General features: G+C 66.7%; 18 protein-coding genes, 1 tRNA gene and 1 pseudogene. 11 read left to right on the forward strand and 9 right to left on the reverse strand.

Annotation, left to right across the window (positions count from 1 at the left end):
* Positions 1-56: 56 nt before the first annotated feature.
* The 4 genes and pseudogenes from ACW178_RS07500 to ACW178_RS07515 all read left to right on the forward strand — a co-directional run bounded on the left by ACW178_RS07500 (position 57) and on the right by ACW178_RS07515 (position 1,614).
* Positions 57-133, forward strand: a tRNA-Lys gene (locus tag ACW178_RS07500).
* Positions 134-158: 25 nt separating this feature from the next.
* Positions 159-452 (forward strand): annotated as a pseudogene (locus ACW178_RS07505) (ROK family protein); the annotation flags it as partial.
* A gap of 91 nt (positions 453-543) precedes the next feature.
* A complete protein-coding gene (locus ACW178_RS07510) occupies positions 544-1,038 on the forward strand; it encodes an ROK family protein (RefSeq protein WP_492025021.1) in 495 nt (164 codons plus the stop codon).
* 30 nt (positions 1,039-1,068) lie between these two features.
* Positions 1,069-1,614 carry a hypothetical protein gene (locus tag ACW178_RS07515; protein ID WP_054765190.1) on the forward strand — a complete coding sequence of 182 codons (546 nt, stop codon included), beginning with the start codon at positions 1,069-1,071 and terminating at the stop codon, positions 1,612-1,614.
* 4 nt (positions 1,615-1,618) lie between these two features.
* On the opposite strand, the gene tgt is transcribed toward ACW178_RS07515, so the two are convergent.
* The 3 genes from tgt to queA all read right to left on the reverse strand — a co-directional run bounded on the left by tgt (position 1,619) and on the right by queA (position 4,429).
* Positions 1,619-2,734 (reverse strand): tRNA guanosine(34) transglycosylase Tgt, encoded by a 1,116-nt coding sequence (gene tgt, locus ACW178_RS07520; protein WP_287103827.1) that lies wholly within the window; start codon positions 2,732-2,734, stop codon positions 1,619-1,621.
* Complete coding sequence (locus tag ACW178_RS07525) at positions 2,735-3,220, reverse strand: hypothetical protein (RefSeq protein ID WP_152949813.1); 486 nt, start codon at positions 3,218-3,220, stop codon at positions 2,735-2,737.
* A 111-nt stretch (positions 3,221-3,331) separates the two neighbouring features.
* A complete protein-coding gene (gene queA / locus ACW178_RS07530; RefSeq protein ID WP_492025022.1) occupies positions 3,332-4,429 on the reverse strand; it encodes a tRNA preQ1(34) S-adenosylmethionine ribosyltransferase-isomerase QueA in 1,098 nt (365 codons plus the stop codon).
* 83 nt (positions 4,430-4,512) lie between these two features.
* Here queA and ACW178_RS07535 point away from each other — a divergent pair, with 83 nt between their 5' ends.
* Entirely contained in the window at positions 4,513-4,992 is a 480-nt protein-coding gene (locus ACW178_RS07535) for a hypothetical protein (protein WP_287105137.1), read from the forward strand.
* Positions 4,993-5,163: 171 nt separating this feature from the next.
* On the forward strand, positions 5,164-5,595 hold the full coding sequence (locus tag ACW178_RS07540; protein WP_464165382.1) for a DUF7684 family protein: 432 nt from the start codon (positions 5,164-5,166) through the stop codon (positions 5,593-5,595).
* Positions 5,596-5,680: 85 nt separating this feature from the next.
* Here ACW178_RS07540 and ACW178_RS07545 read toward each other — a convergent pair whose 3' ends face one another.
* Positions 5,681-7,120, reverse strand: a complete 1,440-nt coding sequence (locus ACW178_RS07545; RefSeq protein WP_287105140.1) for an IS1182 family transposase — start codon at positions 7,118-7,120, stop codon at positions 5,681-5,683.
* A gap of 206 nt (positions 7,121-7,326) precedes the next feature.
* On the opposite strand from ACW178_RS07545, the gene ACW178_RS07550 reads away from it, so the two are divergent.
* The 4 genes from ACW178_RS07550 (at position 7,327) to ACW178_RS07565 (ending at position 10,398) form a co-directional block, all read left to right on the forward strand.
* Positions 7,327-7,671 (forward strand): RidA family protein, encoded by a 345-nt coding sequence (locus tag ACW178_RS07550; RefSeq protein ID WP_287104375.1) that lies wholly within the window; start codon positions 7,327-7,329, stop codon positions 7,669-7,671.
* A gap of 55 nt (positions 7,672-7,726) precedes the next feature.
* Positions 7,727-9,400 carry a lysine--tRNA ligase gene (locus ACW178_RS07555; protein ID WP_287104374.1) on the forward strand — a complete coding sequence of 558 codons (1,674 nt, stop codon included), beginning with the start codon at positions 7,727-7,729 and terminating at the stop codon, positions 9,398-9,400.
* Between the two features lie 60 nt (positions 9,401-9,460).
* Entirely contained in the window at positions 9,461-9,838 is a 378-nt protein-coding gene (locus ACW178_RS07560) for a hypothetical protein (protein ID WP_191558059.1), read from the forward strand.
* A gap of 89 nt (positions 9,839-9,927) precedes the next feature.
* Positions 9,928-10,398: an SH3 domain-containing protein gene (locus ACW178_RS07565; RefSeq protein ID WP_054765197.1), complete on the forward strand. Its 471-nt coding sequence runs from the start codon at positions 9,928-9,930 to the stop codon at positions 10,396-10,398.
* 127 nt (positions 10,399-10,525) lie between these two features.
* Here ACW178_RS07565 and ACW178_RS07570 read toward each other — a convergent pair whose 3' ends face one another.
* From ACW178_RS07570 to ACW178_RS07590, 5 genes are all read right to left on the reverse strand, one after another.
* A complete protein-coding gene (locus ACW178_RS07570; protein ID WP_191558060.1) occupies positions 10,526-11,161 on the reverse strand; it encodes a S24 family peptidase in 636 nt (211 codons plus the stop codon).
* 41 nt (positions 11,162-11,202) lie between these two features.
* Positions 11,203-11,643, reverse strand: a complete 441-nt coding sequence (locus ACW178_RS07575) for a hypothetical protein (RefSeq protein ID WP_224761329.1) — start codon at positions 11,641-11,643, stop codon at positions 11,203-11,205.
* A gap of 97 nt (positions 11,644-11,740) precedes the next feature.
* On the reverse strand, positions 11,741-12,085 hold the full coding sequence (locus tag ACW178_RS07580; protein WP_191558061.1) for a hypothetical protein: 345 nt from the start codon (positions 12,083-12,085) through the stop codon (positions 11,741-11,743).
* A gap of 164 nt (positions 12,086-12,249) precedes the next feature.
* Positions 12,250-12,642, reverse strand: a complete 393-nt coding sequence (locus tag ACW178_RS07585) for a PaaI family thioesterase (protein WP_191558062.1) — start codon at positions 12,640-12,642, stop codon at positions 12,250-12,252.
* A complete protein-coding gene (locus ACW178_RS07590) occupies positions 12,639-13,103 on the reverse strand; it encodes a PaaI family thioesterase (protein ID WP_054765202.1) in 465 nt (154 codons plus the stop codon). The genes ACW178_RS07585 and ACW178_RS07590 overlap by 4 nt, the downstream gene beginning before the upstream one ends.
* A 79-nt stretch (positions 13,104-13,182) precedes the next feature.
* Here ACW178_RS07590 and ACW178_RS07595 point away from each other — a divergent pair, with 79 nt between their 5' ends.
* A complete protein-coding gene (locus ACW178_RS07595) occupies positions 13,183-14,214 on the forward strand; it encodes a ligase-associated DNA damage response exonuclease (protein ID WP_191558063.1) in 1,032 nt (343 codons plus the stop codon).

The following is a 14,214-nucleotide window of genomic DNA, read 5'->3' on the forward strand; positions in this document are numbered from 1 at the left end:
GATTGCAACAGAAGGCGCCCTTCGACGGTTTGGGCTAGGCCCGAACGTCGCGCGGTGCGTCCTTAGCTCAGTTGGTTAGAGCATCTGACTTTTAATCAGAGGGTCCTCGGTTCGAGCCCGAGAGGACGTACCATTTCTCCCTTCGGAGGAGCCTCCCCATGTCCAAGCCCGTCTTCTTCGCCGTCGAAACCGGCGGGACCAAGATCGTGTGGCGGGTCGAGGATGCGGCCGGCGCGGTGCTGGATCAGGGACGGTTTGCGACTGGCGCGCCCGAGGCGGCGGTCGAGGCCCTGATCGCCGCGACGGGCGACAGGGCGGTCTCGGGACTGGGCGTGGCCAGTTTTGGCCCCCTGGTGGTCGATCCGGCCTCGCAGGATCGCGGCCTGATGCTGGCGACGCCCAAGCCGGGCTGGACCGGGTTCAATCTGGCGAAGACCCTGGCGGAGCGGCTGAACACCCCTTTCGTCGTGGACACCGACGTCAACGCCGCCGCCGTCGCGGAGGCGCGACTGGGCGCGGGGCGCGGGGCGCGGGGCGCGGGCTGTGGCCTATGTCACCGTCGGCACCGGGATCGGCGGCGGGCTGTGTGTGGACGGCCAGACCCTGAAAGGCGCACTTCATCCCGAGATCGGCCATCTGTTCGTCCAGCGCCTCTCGGGCGACGCCCAGGTCAGCGCCTGCCCTTTTCATGCTGACTGTGTGGAGGGGCTGGCGGCGGGACCGGCGGTGCAGGTGCGGCTGGCGGGGCGTCGGCTGGAAGAAGTGGATGCGGTTCGGGCCGTGGTCACGGACTATCTGGGCCAGATGATCGCCGGCTTGGTTTTCGCCTGGGCGCCCGACCGGATCGTCATGGGCGGCGGCGTGATGTCGACGTCCGGCCTGATCGCCGAGGTCGAGGCGGCGGCGCGGCGCTGGGTCAACGGCTATGGCGCGGCGCTCGTGATGGGCGAGGGCGGCTATCTGGTTGCGGCCGAGCGCGGACACGCCGGGCTGGATGGGGCCATGCTGATGGCGCGGGAATCCATCCAGGGGTTTTGATCGGAGCGGCATCCGTGGTCTAAGGGCCGCATGAAGCTGATCCAGTGGCCTGTCCTCGCCGCCCTTCTCGTGCTGGCCGGCTGCAACGCCGGTCGTTCCGCCATGAGCGGGGCCGAGCAGGTGGGCGCGGGGCTGGGAGACGCGGTCACCGCGCCGCTGGAGGACTTCAATCTGCGTCGCCAGCTGATTCCGACGGTCCTCCTGCAGGCCGAGGCCAATCCCTATGATCTGCGCAATCTGAACCAGTGCACCACCATCGGCGCCGAGGTGGCGCGGCTGGACGAGGCCCTGGGGCCCGACACGGACGAGCCGCCGCGCCAGGACGGCTCCTATCGCAGCGAACAGGCGGCCGATGCGGCGGCCAAGGCGACGCTGGACGCCATTCGCGGCACGACGACCGACTTTATTCCGGGCCGCAGCTGGATTCGTCGACTGAGCGGGGCGGAACAGCACAGCCGCCATGTGCAGTCGGCCATACAGGCGGGGCGGATGCGGCGCGCCTTTCTGAAGGGGATCGGCATGCAGAGGAACTGCGCCCCGCCGGCGGCGCCGAGCTGGTTCCGCCCGAGACGGTAGGAGCTTATCCGTTCGACACGTGCCGCGCGTGGAAGTCGCGGCGGAAGGCTTCGAAGCGGCCTTCGGCGATGGCGGCGCGCATGGCGGCGGTCAGGGCCTGGTAGAAGGCGATATTGTGCCAGCTGAGCAGGACCTTGCCGAGGATTTCGTCGGCGCGGATCAGGTGGTGCAGATAGGCCTTCGAACAGGCCGAGGAGGCAGGACAGGGGATGGTGGGGTCCAGCGGATCCTGATCCTCGGCGAAGCGGGCGTTCTTCAGGTTCAACGGGCCGTCCCAGGTCCAGGCCTGGCCGTGGCGGCCGGCGCGGGTGGGCAGGACGCAGTCGAACATGTCAACGCCGCGATACACGGCCTCGACCAGATCGACCGGCTTGCCGACCCCCATCAGATAGCGCGGCCGGTCCGCGGGCAGCATTTCGGGCGCATAGTCCAGCACCTCGCACATGGCCTGGTGGCCTTCGCCGACGGCGAGACCGCCGATGGCGTAGCCGTCGAAGCCGATCTCCTGAAGCTGTTCGGACGACTGGCGGCGCAGATCCTCATAGGTCGAGCCCTGCTGAATGCCGAACAGGGCCTGGTTCTCCCGCTCGCCGAAGCGGGCCTTGGAGCGGGCGCCCCAGCGGATCGACAGCTCCATGGCCTTTCGCGCCGCGTCCTTCTCGGCCGGATAGGCGACGCACTGGTCCAACTGCATCGAGATGTCGGCGCCGATCCGGTCGGCCTGGATCTCGATCGAGCGTTCGGGGGTCAGGACGTGTTTGGAGCCGTCGATGTGGGAGGAGAAGGTCACGGCCTCCTCCTTGACCTTCGATATGCCGGCCAGGGACATGACCTGGAAGCCGCCCGAGTCGGTCAGGATCGGCTTGTCCCAACCCATGAATTTGTGGAGCCCGCCCAGGCGCTCCATCCGCTCGGGGCCGGGGCGCAGCATCAGGTGATAGGTGTTGCCCAGGATGATGTCGGCGCCGGTCGCCTTGACCTGGTCCACCGTCAGGGCCTTGACCGTGGCGGCGGTGCCGACGGGCATGAAGGCGGGGGTGCGGATCTCGCCGCGGGCGGTTTTCAGCACGCCGGTGCGCGCGCGGCCTTCGACGGCCGCAATGTCAAAAGGAAAGGGCATTCAGGCGATCAGTCGTTCAAGCTGTTCGACGCGCGCCAGATCCTTGGGACGGCCGAAAAGGCGGTACAGGGCGATGTGGTCCCGGATATCGGGGACAAACAGGGGGGTGTCGTCGATAAACACCGGCCGGCGCGACCCGAACTGGACGTCCGCCCAGTCGCCGCCGTCGCGCACCTCCAGCCCGGCCATGACCTCGATCAGGATCGACTGATCATGCGCGCGGCCGAAGACGGCGGAGCGGAACAGACCCTCGCCGGGGTCGGGCACGATCTGGCCGCCCAAGGCGGCAAGCAGGGCGCGGGCGTCGCGCGGGGCGCACAGGACGTCGATGTCCGGCACATGGATGTCGGTCAGGCCGTAAAGCGCCATCGCCGCCCCGCCGAAAATCCACCAGGGCTGGTCCAGGTCGCGCGCGGCCTCTCCGACGGCGATCAGGCCGTCGCGGAGCTCTTGCGGCAGATCAAGCTCGGCGTCGTCAGGCGTCACGGAAGTCTCTTTCGTCAGAGGACGGCATTTAAGGGTTCGCGCGCCGGAAGGCCACAGGACAAGCGGTTCGATCCGCCTCAGCAGAAGGTTCGCGCCGGCGGCGTGGGATTTTCAGGCCCGGAACAGCAAGGAGCCGTCGCCGTAGGAGTAGAAGCGGTAGCCGTTGTCGACGGCGTGGGCGTAGGCGGCCTTCATCGTCTCCGGACCGGCGAAGGCGCTGACCAGCATGAAGAGGGTGGATTTGGGCAGGTGGAAGTTGGTCATCAGCACGTCCACGGCGCGGAAGCGGTAGCCGGGGGTGATGAAGATGGCGGTGTCGCCGTGGAAGGGGCGGATCTCGCCGGCCTCGGTGGTCGCGCTCTCCAACAGGCGCAGCGAGGTGGTGCCGACGCAGACGATGCGGCCGCCGGCGGCGTGGACGGCGTTCAGGGCGGCGGCGGTCTCGGGCGAGACCTCGCCCCATTCGCTGTGCATCCGGTGTTCGGCGACGTCCTCGACCTTGACCGGCAGGAAGGTGCCGGCGCCGACGTGCAGGGTGACGGCGTGGGTCGAGACGCCCCGGGCGCGGATGGCGTCGAGCAGCGCGGGGGTGAAGTGCAGGCCCGCCGTGGGGGCGGCGACCGAGCCGTCGTGCTCGGCGAAGACGGTCTGATAGTCCCAGCGGTCGCGGTCGTCCTCGGGCCGTTTGGCGGCGATATAGGGGGGCAGGGGCATGACCCCGACGTCGCGGATCGCGTCGTCAAGGGCCGGGCCGGACAGGTCGAACTTCAGGGTGATCAGGCCGTCGTCGCCCTTGGCCGTGACCGTGGCGTCGAGACGGCCCAGGTCGCAGGCGGCGTCGGCTTCCTGTCCGAAGCGGATGCGGTCGCCCGGCTTGATCCGCTTGCCGGGCTTCATGAAGGCGGACCAGACGTCGGGGGCGTCGCGGTGGTGAAGCGTGGCCTCGACCTCGACGGTCAGGACTTCCGTCTCGGCGCCGGGAACAGGGTTGGGACGGGTGCGGACTCCCGACAGGCGGGCGGGGATGACGCGGGTGTCGTTGAACACCAGGGCGTCGCCGGGCCTCAGGAAGTCGGGCAGGTCGCGGATGATCCGGTCGTCCAACGTCCCGTCCTTGACCACCAACAAGCGGGCGGAATCGCGCGGATCGGCGGGACGCAGGGCGATGCGGTCCTCGGGCAGGTCGAAGTCGAAATCGGCGGTCTTCATCGGCGGGGCAAAGGCCATGGGCGGGACGAGGGGTCAAGTGCGGCGCAGGGTGAACCTGTGCGGGCCTGGCGTGTTGATGGCGCATGAAAACACTTGGTCTGCTCCCCTCCGTCCTCATCGGCGCCGTCGCCAGCGCCCGGTCCATGACACCCATGGCGGCCATCGTCGGCGCGCGGCTGGCGCATCGGAAGACGCCGGGGCGGTTGCTGCTGCTGGATCACCCGCTGTTCAAGTTCGGCGGTCTGGCCATGGGGGTCGGCGAGCTGTTCGGCGACAAGATGAAGTCGGCGCCGGACCGGACGGTGTTCCTGGGCCTACTGGCGCGGGTGATGAGCGCGGGGATCGCCGGGTCGGCTTTGGCGCCGCGCGGGCGTGAGAAGTTGGGCGCGGCGCTTGCGGTCGGGACGGCGGTTCCGCTGGCCTATCTGGGGCTGGCGGGACGCAAGAAGGCGATGGCGCGGATCGGGCAGACGAAGAGCGGCCTGATCGAGGACGCGATCATCGTGGCGGCCGGGGCGGCGGTAGTGAGCTGGGCGGTCGGCGCGTTCGACCGATCGCGCTGAACGGTTGCGGGCTTAGAACCCGTCACCCTCGGGACAAGCCTTGAGATGGGGGTGTAGAGCGATACTGGCAAACCCAGTCGCCGGCGCCCTACAGCGGACCTTCCAAACGGCTGTTATGGATGGTGAGCGGACATTGGCGAGCTTCGCTGCGAGCGGTAGGTTCAGAATGTGATGACCGTTAGCTACGTCCATTTGCCCCCGCGCTCACACCCTCCCGCCATTGGAGAAGCTGGACCTTTCAAAGCGGTTCTCGTGCTTGAACAGGCCGTAGCCGACGATTGGCAGAATCAGATCAGCGAGTGGCTAGTCCGTTCAGGCTGCCTCTACATGATGGCTTGGGGCGTCGAGTGTAGTTCGTGGGACGATAGCGTTGACTGGGCAAATCTTACTGTCGCGGGCCTCAACGACGTCCCGGACGACCAGTTCGTAATGACCACATGGCATGACGATGAACCACTCGCAGAGACGTTTTGGTATGCGGGTTTCACTGCACGCCATCCAACGGTCGCTTTGGAACACGTCGCCATCATCGACATCGGCCCGACGAACCGGAAGGCCGAGATGCTGGAAGCCTACGCAGCAGCGCAGACTCCGGCTGGATAAGTGTCTGCTATGGGTCGAGGCCGTGTAAAAACGTGCTGAGCGACGGCGGGGCGGAGGTTGAGACGAAGCGCAGGACGCCTCGTGCTCAGGCCCGGATCGCCTCCATCAACGGCCTGGTTCCCATCACCGCCATCACCCGCTTCATATTGTAGGCCAGGATGTGGAGGCTGATCTCGGTCTTCACGTTGGGCAACCGCTTCATCAGGAAGTGGGAGTGGCCCATCCAGGCCTTAATGGTGCCGAACGGGTGTTCGACCAGGCTTCGCCGTTCACGCATGGCTCTGGGCCTCAGGTCCATTCGGGTTTGAAGGGCATCGATCACCGCTTCATGCTCCCACCGCGTGACCTTTCGTTCGACCGCAGGCGTGCACTGAGCCTTGATGCTACAGCCTGTGCAACTGGCCCGATCCCAGTACCGATGCAGCGTCATGCCTCTTTCGACGACGGTCATGTGGTACGGAAGCAGGGAGCCGGCCGGGCAACGGTAGACGTCTTGATCTGGCAGATAGACGAAGTCCTGCTTGCCGAAGCGCCCATTCGCCTTTGCGCCTGACGTCAGCGTCTTTGGCACGAAGGGCGTCGCGCCCAGGGCCTCACAGGCCAGGATTTCTTCGCCGGAGAAGTAGCCCCGGTCCGCCAGCACATCGAGCCTCTCCACGCCCATGGCCTCCTTGGCCTGACCCGCCATGTTCGCCAGCTGTTGCTTGTCCGAGCCGGTCATCACCACCTCGTGGGCGACGATCAGGTGATGCTCGCCCTCGACGGCGGATTGGACGTTGTAGCCGACGATGCCACTCCCCCGGCCTGACGTCGCCATGGCGCGGGCGTCGGGATCGGTCAGGGACACCTGGCCGTCCGGCGACGCCTCGACCTCAGCCTCCATGACCTTCAGCATCGCCATCTGGGCGCGAAGGCGATCGATCTTCTCGACCAGCCTCACCGACCGTGCCTCCACGCCATCCCCCTCGTGCCGATCGGCCGTATCGAGGTCCTCGAGGTAGCTGGCGATGTGCTCGGCAACCTGCTCGATCCGCCGCTTCACCTTGTAGGCGGTGAAGTTCTTGTCGCGGGTGTTCACCGCCTTGAACTTCGAACCGTCGATGGCGACGAGGGCCGATCCGAACAGGCCCAACTGTCGGCACAGCACCACGAACTGCGCACAGGCCGCCTGGATCGCAGGGCCATTCTCGCGGCGGAAGTCGGCGATGGTCTTGTGGTCCGGCGCCAGCCGCCCCGTTAGCCACATCAGTTCGACGTTGCGCTGCGCCTCACGCTCCAGTCGCCGGCTCGACTGCACCTTGTTCAGGTAGCCGTAGACGTAGAGCTTCAGCAGCATGGCCGGGTGGTAAGCGGGCCGTCCCGTCGCTGCGGGCGTCATCCCCTCAAACCCCAGCCCCTTCAGATCCAGCTCGTCGACGAAGACATCGACCACCCGGACCGGATTATCCTCGGCCACATAGTCATCAAGACACTCGGGAAGCAGCGTCTGCTGCCGGCGATCTGCACCCTGAACGAAGCGGCTCATACCCACCTCCTGCTGACCTCAGAAGGCTAAGCTAATTCGCTCCATACCAAGACGTTTTTACACAGCCTCGGTCGTGTGCAGCCAGAAGCGCAGGCCTTAAATGCGGACCTTCAGCTTACGACCGTGCGCCATTGTCGGTCCAGCTGAACACGCGCCCGAGGGTGGCGGAATATGGTAGGGGGACGAAACACTCAGGAGCCCTCCCCATGATCACCCGCATCCAGCCCGGCGCCCGTATGAGCGAAGCCGTGGTTCACGGCGACACCGTCTATCTGGCCGGGCAGGTCGGAGAGCCGGGCGATGATGTGATCGCCCAGACGAAGACGGCGCTGGCCGAGGTGGACGCCCTGCTGGCCCAGGCGGGCAGCGACAAGTCGAAGATCCTGATGGCCCAGATCTGGCTGGCCGACATCGCCGATTTCGACGCGATGAACAGCGTCTGGGACGCCTGGGTCGATAGGGCCAATCCGCCGGCCCGCGCCACGGGGGAGAGCCGGCTGGCCTCGCCGGACTACAAGGTCGAGGTGATCGTCATCGCCGCCAGGGGCTGACGGAGCGGGGGATAAGGCGGTTGACCCGGCGGGTTGCAGACTGCAAACCGCCGCCATGCTTCAGAACCTCGAAATCCTCGCCCGCGAGGCCAAGTCCTGGCCGTTCGAACAAGCCCGCAATCTGCTGGCCCATGTTCTGAAAAAGCGGCTGGGCGAGAGCGAGCGGGCCGAGGCGCGGGCGTTGATCGACGCAGGCAAGGCCGACGAGGCCTTGGCCAAGTTCGAGGCCCTGCGCCGGCCGGTGGTGCTGGAGACCGGATATGGCCCCTCGGGCCTGCCGCACATGGGCACCTTCGGCGAGGTGGCGCGGACCACCATGGTGCGCAACGCCTTCCGGGCGTTGACCGGCGACCACTGGCGCACGCGACTGATCGCCTTCAGCGACGACATGGACGGTTTGAGGAAGGTGCCGGAAGGGGTGCCGAACCCGGAGATGCTGCGCGAGGATCTGAACCTGTCGCTGACGCGGGTGCGCGATCCGTTCGGCACGCACGACAGTTTCGGGGCGCACAACAACGCGCGGCTGCGGGCGTTCCTGGACTCGTTCGGCTTCGACTATGAGTTCATGAGCTCGACCGAGACCTACAGGTCCGGCGCCTTCGACGCGACGCTTCTGACCCTGCTGGAGCGGTTCGACGCGGTCATGGCCATCATGCTGCCGACCCTGGGCGAAGAGCGGCGGGCGACCTATTCGCCCTTCCTGCCGGTCAGCCCGATTACGGGCCATGTGCTGCAGGTCCCGACGCTTGAGCGGAACGTCGAAAAGGGGACCATCGTCTTCGACGATCCCGCGGGCGGGCGCACCGAGCTGCCGGTCACGGGCGGCCATGTGAAGCTGCAGTGGAAGCCGGACTGGGCCATGCGCTGGACCGCCCTGGACGTCGATTACGAGATGTCGGGCAAGGATCTGATCGAGAGCGTGCGCGAGAGCGGCAAGATCTGTCGCGCCCTGGGCGGGACGCCGCCGGAAGGCTTCAACTACGAGCTCTTCCTGGACATCGAGGGCAAGAAGATTTCGAAGTCCAAGGGCAACGGCCTGACGATGGAGGAATGGCTGCGCTACGGCACGCCGGAGAGCCTGAGCTGGTACATGTTCCAGTCGCCGAAGTCGGCCAAGAGCCTGCACTTCAACGTCATTCCGCGCGCCATCGACGACTATCTGGCCTTCATCGAAAGCTACAAGACCCAGGAGCCGGCCAAGCGGATCGACAATGCGGTCTGGTCGATCCATGCGGGCGATCCGCCGACCCATACCTCGCCGGTGTCCTTCGCCCTGCTGCTGAACCTGGTGGGGGTGGCGAACGCCTCGACCAAGGCGCAGCTGTGGGCCTATTTCGCCAAATATCTGCCCGAGGCCACGCCGGAGAACGAGCCGCTTCTGGACCGGCTGATGGACCACGCGCTGAACTATTACGAGGACTTCGTGAAGCCCTCGAAGTCGTACCGCCTGCCGGACGACAAGGAGAAGGCGGCGCTGGAGGACCTGGCGGAGCGGCTGAAGGCCCTGCCGGCGGACACGACCGACGGCGAGCTGATCCAGAACGAGGTCTATGCAGCAGGCAAGGCGCATGAGTTCGAGCCGCTGCGGGCCTGGTTCGCGGCCCTGTACGAGGTGCTGCTGGGCGCCAGCCAGGGACCGCGCTTCGGCTCGTTCGCGGCCATCTACGGCCTGCCGCAGACGATCGAACTGATCGAAAAGGGCGCGCGTGGCGAACTGACGCAGGATTGACGTAAGGTAATATTTCTTAACTCTAGCGCGATTGTATCAGGACGTGGCCGGGGAGGCGACGTGCGACACGCGATAGACGAACAGGCGCAGATCCTGTGGATGGACCTGGTGTCCGCAGGATCGGCAAACAGGGTGCTGGAGGCGACGCTGGCCCTGATCGCGGCGCGGCCTGAGTTGTGCGGCTGGGACTGGATCGTCGAATGTCATCCCCTGCCGGACGACGCCACGGCGGACCATCTGCACGCCCTGTCCGAGGCCTGGGGCCCCCCGCCCGAGGTCGAGGCGATTACGGTCTTCGTGACTCAGGACAAGCTGCTGCACCTTTGGGCCCGGGTGCTGGACTTCCAGTTCACGCGCCGCAAACACTTGATCACGCGGGACTTGGAGAGCGCCCGCAAACTGATCGAACGCCAACGCGCCCTGCGGCCCCCAAGATGAACGCAGAATAACGGCGAAGCTCCGGGAGCCTTCAGGTTCGGCCGGGCATTGTCTCCTCATCGGCAAACCCGATGACAGGAGATACAGTGATGTCGAGCAAGTTTCTGAAGACGGGTCTGGCCACGGCTGCGGCCCTGGCCGCCCTGGTCACCGCCGCCCCCATGGCCGCCCAGGCTCAGGCCAACGGCGTGACCAACTGCGACGCCCCCGGCGGTCGCCAGCGCGCAGGCGCCCTGATCGGCGCCGTTGTCGGCGGCGTGGTCGGCTCGAACCTGGCGCGCAACGAGCGCACGGCCGGGACCATCGTCGGCGCCGGCGCCGGCGCGGCGGCCGGCTCCTATATCGGCTGCAACCAGCAGCGCGCCCGCGTCGCAGCCGAGGCCAACGCCAACACCTATCGCGCCGGAACCACTCTGCGGATCCGCAGCGGCCCCGGCACGGGCTTCCGCCAGTCGGGCAGCCTGGCGGCCGGCCAGCCCTTCACCGCCGTGGCCCGTCAGGGCGACTGGATCCAGATCGCCGGCGGCGGCTGGGTGAACGCCAACTATGTGACCCGCTGAGGTCGCGCCCGGAAAGACCGCGCCGGCGGGGTCGTTCTTGCCCCCGTCGATCCCGCCGGAACGGTCGCCAGGCTCGCGGTTCGCCGTTTGAGCCTCAGACCCCGTCCGGTTCGCCGGCCGGGGTCTTCTACTGGCTGACCCAGAGGATGCGGGCCATCCATTCGATCTCGCGCCGGGGCACTACCCGGGGCGGATAGTCGGGATTGATCGAGGACAGGGTGGCGGTGCGGGCGTTGAGCGCCGTCAGCTCCTTGGCCACCACCTCGCCCGAGGTCAGACGCGCCACGACCCGGTCGCCGCGCCGCACGGCCGGGTCGCCCCGGTCGACGATGACCCGGTCGCCCTCGCGGTACAGGGGCGCCATCGAATCCCCGCTGATCCGCAGGCTGAAGGTGGTGGGATTGACCTGCGGCAGTTCGGTCTGGTCCCAGCCGTCGCCGGTCGGCAGGCCCGCCTCGTCGAAAAAGCCGTCCAGGCCCGCGCGGGCCAGGCCCAGCAGGGGCACGGTCGACGGGGCGGAGGGCGCGTCGTCGGCCAGGGCGGCGAAGTCGGCCAGGGATACGCCGGCCGCCTGAAGAACCAGGGTCAGGCTCTCGGTCGAGGGCCAGCGGGGGCGCGGCGGATCCCCGGCGCTGAACCGCTTGGACGGATTGAAACTGGTGGCGTCCAGCCCGGCCCGCCGCGCCAACCCCGACGGCGACAAGCCCTCGCGCCGCGCCAGGGCGTCGACGGCCTTCCATAGTTTGGCGTGGGACAGGGGCATGGCGTTCCCGACAATGAGTCGGCCCAGCCTAGAGTGAGAGCTTAGGAATTTCTACCTAGCTGATGCTCGGTCGCCGCCTTCCGTTCCTGCCAGGCCCAGAAGGTGCCGACGGTGATGGAGATGATGATGAGGTAGCCGTTCAGGTTCATGATGGTGAACAGCGCGCTGACCGGCGTCCGGCCGTTCATCAGCAGGATGAGGTGGCACAGGACTGTGAGAAGTTGGATGGCTCCGGCCCATACGGGCCAAGCGCGGTTTGATCTCAAAGCGAGAACGGCAAACACGGCCAGCAGGATCAGGTCGATGAAGAAGACGCCCTGGGGAGCCTGATCGGCGCGGGGCGATTCCTGTTGGACGACAAGCGAAGCAAACCACGCCATCAGGTATGCGCTGGCGCCCGCCTTTTCAGTATTTCCGCCCTTAAGCAGCGCAAAAAGCGCCATCGTAACCATGAAAACGGCGCCTATGACGGCGTACATCATGTTTACCATAATTGTCGCCCCCAAGCGTTTTACGCGAAGGGGGCGACTTTAGGCGATGTTAGGTTAAGTGATAATGAGGCCTAACCTTAACTTAATTTCATGCAACCGAGCGGAGATGATTGCGCGTGTCCTTGGGGTCAAGCCAGTCGTCGGGCTTGCCAATCGGGCCGGCGGCGTAGGTTCCGAAGCCGAGGCGGCGATGGTCCTTCTGCAACTCGCCGTGGCACGCCACGATGGACTCTCGCGCGGCGGCGAGGGCGGCGATGGTTTCCATGGCCTTGGCTTGCGAGGCCGTGGCGGCGACCGGCGACAGCGAGAGGTCGGCGCGCGCGCTGATGAAGGATTGAACCAGCGTCGTCGCTTGAGCGATGGCGGCGTCGATAGCGTGTTCCGTGGCGTGCAGATCAGCAGCCACGCCGACGATGACTTCAGTACGGTCCATTGGGAAGCCCCTCAAACAAGGTTTACAATGGATGAATCGTAACACAGCTTAACCGCTTCTGGTAGTATATTGTTAACCTAATCGATCATTGTTGAGCGGGGAGGCGTTCTGGTGCGCATGCGTAGTGCAGCCTTCCTCAGCTCAAGCAAAAGTCTTTGAAAAGGCTAGGATTCCTCCAGAAGGAAGTGCGCGGTCAGGGAGGCGATGGGGCGGCTCCGGCTTTCCTGCCACGCCTCAGCCTGGACGTGAGCGATCCGCCGGCCGGCGCGGCTGATCTCGGCCCTGGCGAAGACGTCGACCGGACGGCCGGTCCTGAGATAGGCGACGGTGACGTTGATCGGCCGCGGCAGGCGCGAAGTCGGAAACGCCAGGGCGATCTGTGCCATGGCCGTCATTTCCAACAGGGCGGCGGTTGAGCCGCCGTGCAGGGCCGGCAGCATCGGATTGCCGATCAACTGATCTGCAAAGGGCATGACCACCGTGACCTCGTCGCCGTTCATCTGGGTCTGGAGGTTCAGAAAGCGGGCGTAGGGAAGCCGATCCAGAAGCTCGCTCATGCGCCGACGTCTCCTGCGGGCGCCGGCTTGGCGCTGCGCGAGCGGTTCAGCACATAGGCCGACTGAGCCGCCGCAACCGGATCGGCGGGATCGTCCTCGAACGCCCAGCCGCGCACGAAGGCGATCGTGGGGGTTAAACGATAGCAGCTGGCTTGGGCCAAAAGGTCCACGCCCGGCCGGGCCGCGCGCATATAGTCCACCCGCAGGTCCAGGGTGGCGATCGGGTGGAAGGCGTCCATGGCGGTCCAGACGGCCAGGCCGCCGATATGGTCCAAGAGGGTCGTCACCAGCCCCCCGGCCAGCACCCCCGTGTCAGGATCGCCGACCAGGTCGGGCCGCCAGGGAACCCGAATGCGCGGCGCGCCGTCATGAAGCCCGTCGAAGATGAAGCCCAGAGCGCCCGTGTGGGCGGCGCCCGCCGCGAGTTGTGGCAGGATGGCGTCGACGAAACTGTCGTGCATGCGAAAGGGCGTCCGTGGAGTCGGTGACAGTCTTCTGTATGACGGGGCGACCCGACGGCGTCGAGAGCGTTACGCCCCCATGATCCGACCCGAAGATCTGCTGCATCCGACGCCGGCCGGCCTCTATTGCCCGCCCGGCGACTTCTACGTCGATCCGGTGCGCCCCGTGGATCGGGCCGTGATCACCCATGGCCATTCCGATCATGCGCGGGCGGGGCACGGCGCCGTGCTGGCCACGCGCCAGACCCTGGCCATCATGGCCGAGCGCTACGGCGACGCCTTTACGGCGCGGGAGCAGGCGGTCGAATACGCAGAGAGGGCCGCGATCAACGGGGTCGAGCTGCGGCTGTTTCCGGCAGGCCATGTCCTGGGATCCGCCCAGGTCGAGGTGCGCTGGAAGGGTCTGACCATGGTCGTGTCGGGCGATTACAAGCGGCGGCGCGATCCGACCTGTCCGGCGTTCGAACCCGTGCCTTGTCACGTCTTCATCTCTGAGGCGACTTTCGGCCTGCCTGTATTCCGCCATCCGCCGGCGCAGGATGAGATCGGTCGGCTGGTTCGGTCGCTGGCGCAGTTTCCTGACCGAGCCCATCTGGTCGGCGCCTACGCCTTGGGAAAGGCCCAGAGGATCATACGCACGCTGCGTGAGGCGGGCTGGGACCGACCCATCTATGTGCACGGCGCCATGGAGCGGCTGAACGCGCTCTATGAGCGCGAGGGCGTCGATCTGGGGCCGATCCTGCCGACGCGCGATCTCCCAAAGGGGGCGCTGGGAGGCGAGGTGGTGGTCGCGCCGCCGTCGGCCGTGCAGGATCGCTGGTCCCGGCGGTTCGCCGATCCGGTCGTGGCCTTCGCCTCGGGCTGGATGGGGGTAAGGGCGCGGGCCCGCCAGAAGGGGGTGGAGCTGCCCTTGGTCATCTCCGACCATGCCGACTGGGAGGAACTGGTCACGACCTTCGAGGAGCTGAAACCCGACGAGGTCTGGATCACCCATGGCCGGGAGGAGGGGCTTCTGCGCTGGGCCGAACTGAACGGCCAGAAGGCGCGCGCGCTGCGCCTGGTCGGCTATGACGAGGAGGATGAAGAGACGCTGGAGGTCCGGCCGGACTGA

Source organism: Brevundimonas sp. AVps4 (genome assembly GCF_058681525.1).

Excerpts from the sequence above, each read along its gene's own strand:
- ACW178_RS07595 (WP_191558063.1), top strand. The coding sequence starts at position 13,183 with ATGATCCGACCCGAAGATCTGCTGCATCCGACGCCGGCCGGCCTCTAT.
- ACW178_RS07570 (WP_191558060.1), bottom strand. The coding sequence starts at position 11,161 with ATGCCCCTGTCCCACGCCAAACTATGGAAGGCCGTCGACGCCCTGGCG.
- ACW178_RS07565 (WP_054765197.1), top strand. The coding sequence starts at position 9,928 with ATGTCGAGCAAGTTTCTGAAGACGGGTCTGGCCACGGCTGCGGCCCTG.
- ACW178_RS07575 (WP_224761329.1), bottom strand. The coding sequence starts at position 11,643 with ATGATGTACGCCGTCATAGGCGCCGTTTTCATGGTTACGATGGCGCTT.
- ACW178_RS07545 (WP_287105140.1), bottom strand. The coding sequence starts at position 7,120 with ATGAGCCGCTTCGTTCAGGGTGCAGATCGCCGGCAGCAGACGCTGCTT.
- ACW178_RS07540 (WP_464165382.1), top strand. The coding sequence starts at position 5,164 with ATGACCGTTAGCTACGTCCATTTGCCCCCGCGCTCACACCCTCCCGCC.
- ACW178_RS07555 (WP_287104374.1), top strand. The coding sequence starts at position 7,727 with ATGCTTCAGAACCTCGAAATCCTCGCCCGCGAGGCCAAGTCCTGGCCG.
- tgt (WP_287103827.1), bottom strand. The coding sequence starts at position 2,734 with ATGCCCTTTCCTTTTGACATTGCGGCCGTCGAAGGCCGCGCGCGCACC.
- ACW178_RS07585 (WP_191558062.1), bottom strand. The coding sequence starts at position 12,642 with ATGAGCGAGCTTCTGGATCGGCTTCCCTACGCCCGCTTTCTGAACCTC.
- ACW178_RS07535 (WP_287105137.1), top strand. The coding sequence starts at position 4,513 with ATGAAAACACTTGGTCTGCTCCCCTCCGTCCTCATCGGCGCCGTCGCC.
- queA (WP_492025022.1), bottom strand. The coding sequence starts at position 4,429 with ATGAAGACCGCCGATTTCGACTTCGACCTGCCCGAGGACCGCATCGCC.
- ACW178_RS07515 (WP_054765190.1), top strand. The coding sequence starts at position 1,069 with ATGAAGCTGATCCAGTGGCCTGTCCTCGCCGCCCTTCTCGTGCTGGCC.
- ACW178_RS07550 (WP_287104375.1), top strand. The coding sequence starts at position 7,327 with ATGATCACCCGCATCCAGCCCGGCGCCCGTATGAGCGAAGCCGTGGTT.
- ACW178_RS07590 (WP_054765202.1), bottom strand. The coding sequence starts at position 13,103 with ATGCACGACAGTTTCGTCGACGCCATCCTGCCACAACTCGCGGCGGGC.
- ACW178_RS07580 (WP_191558061.1), bottom strand. The coding sequence starts at position 12,085 with ATGGACCGTACTGAAGTCATCGTCGGCGTGGCTGCTGATCTGCACGCC.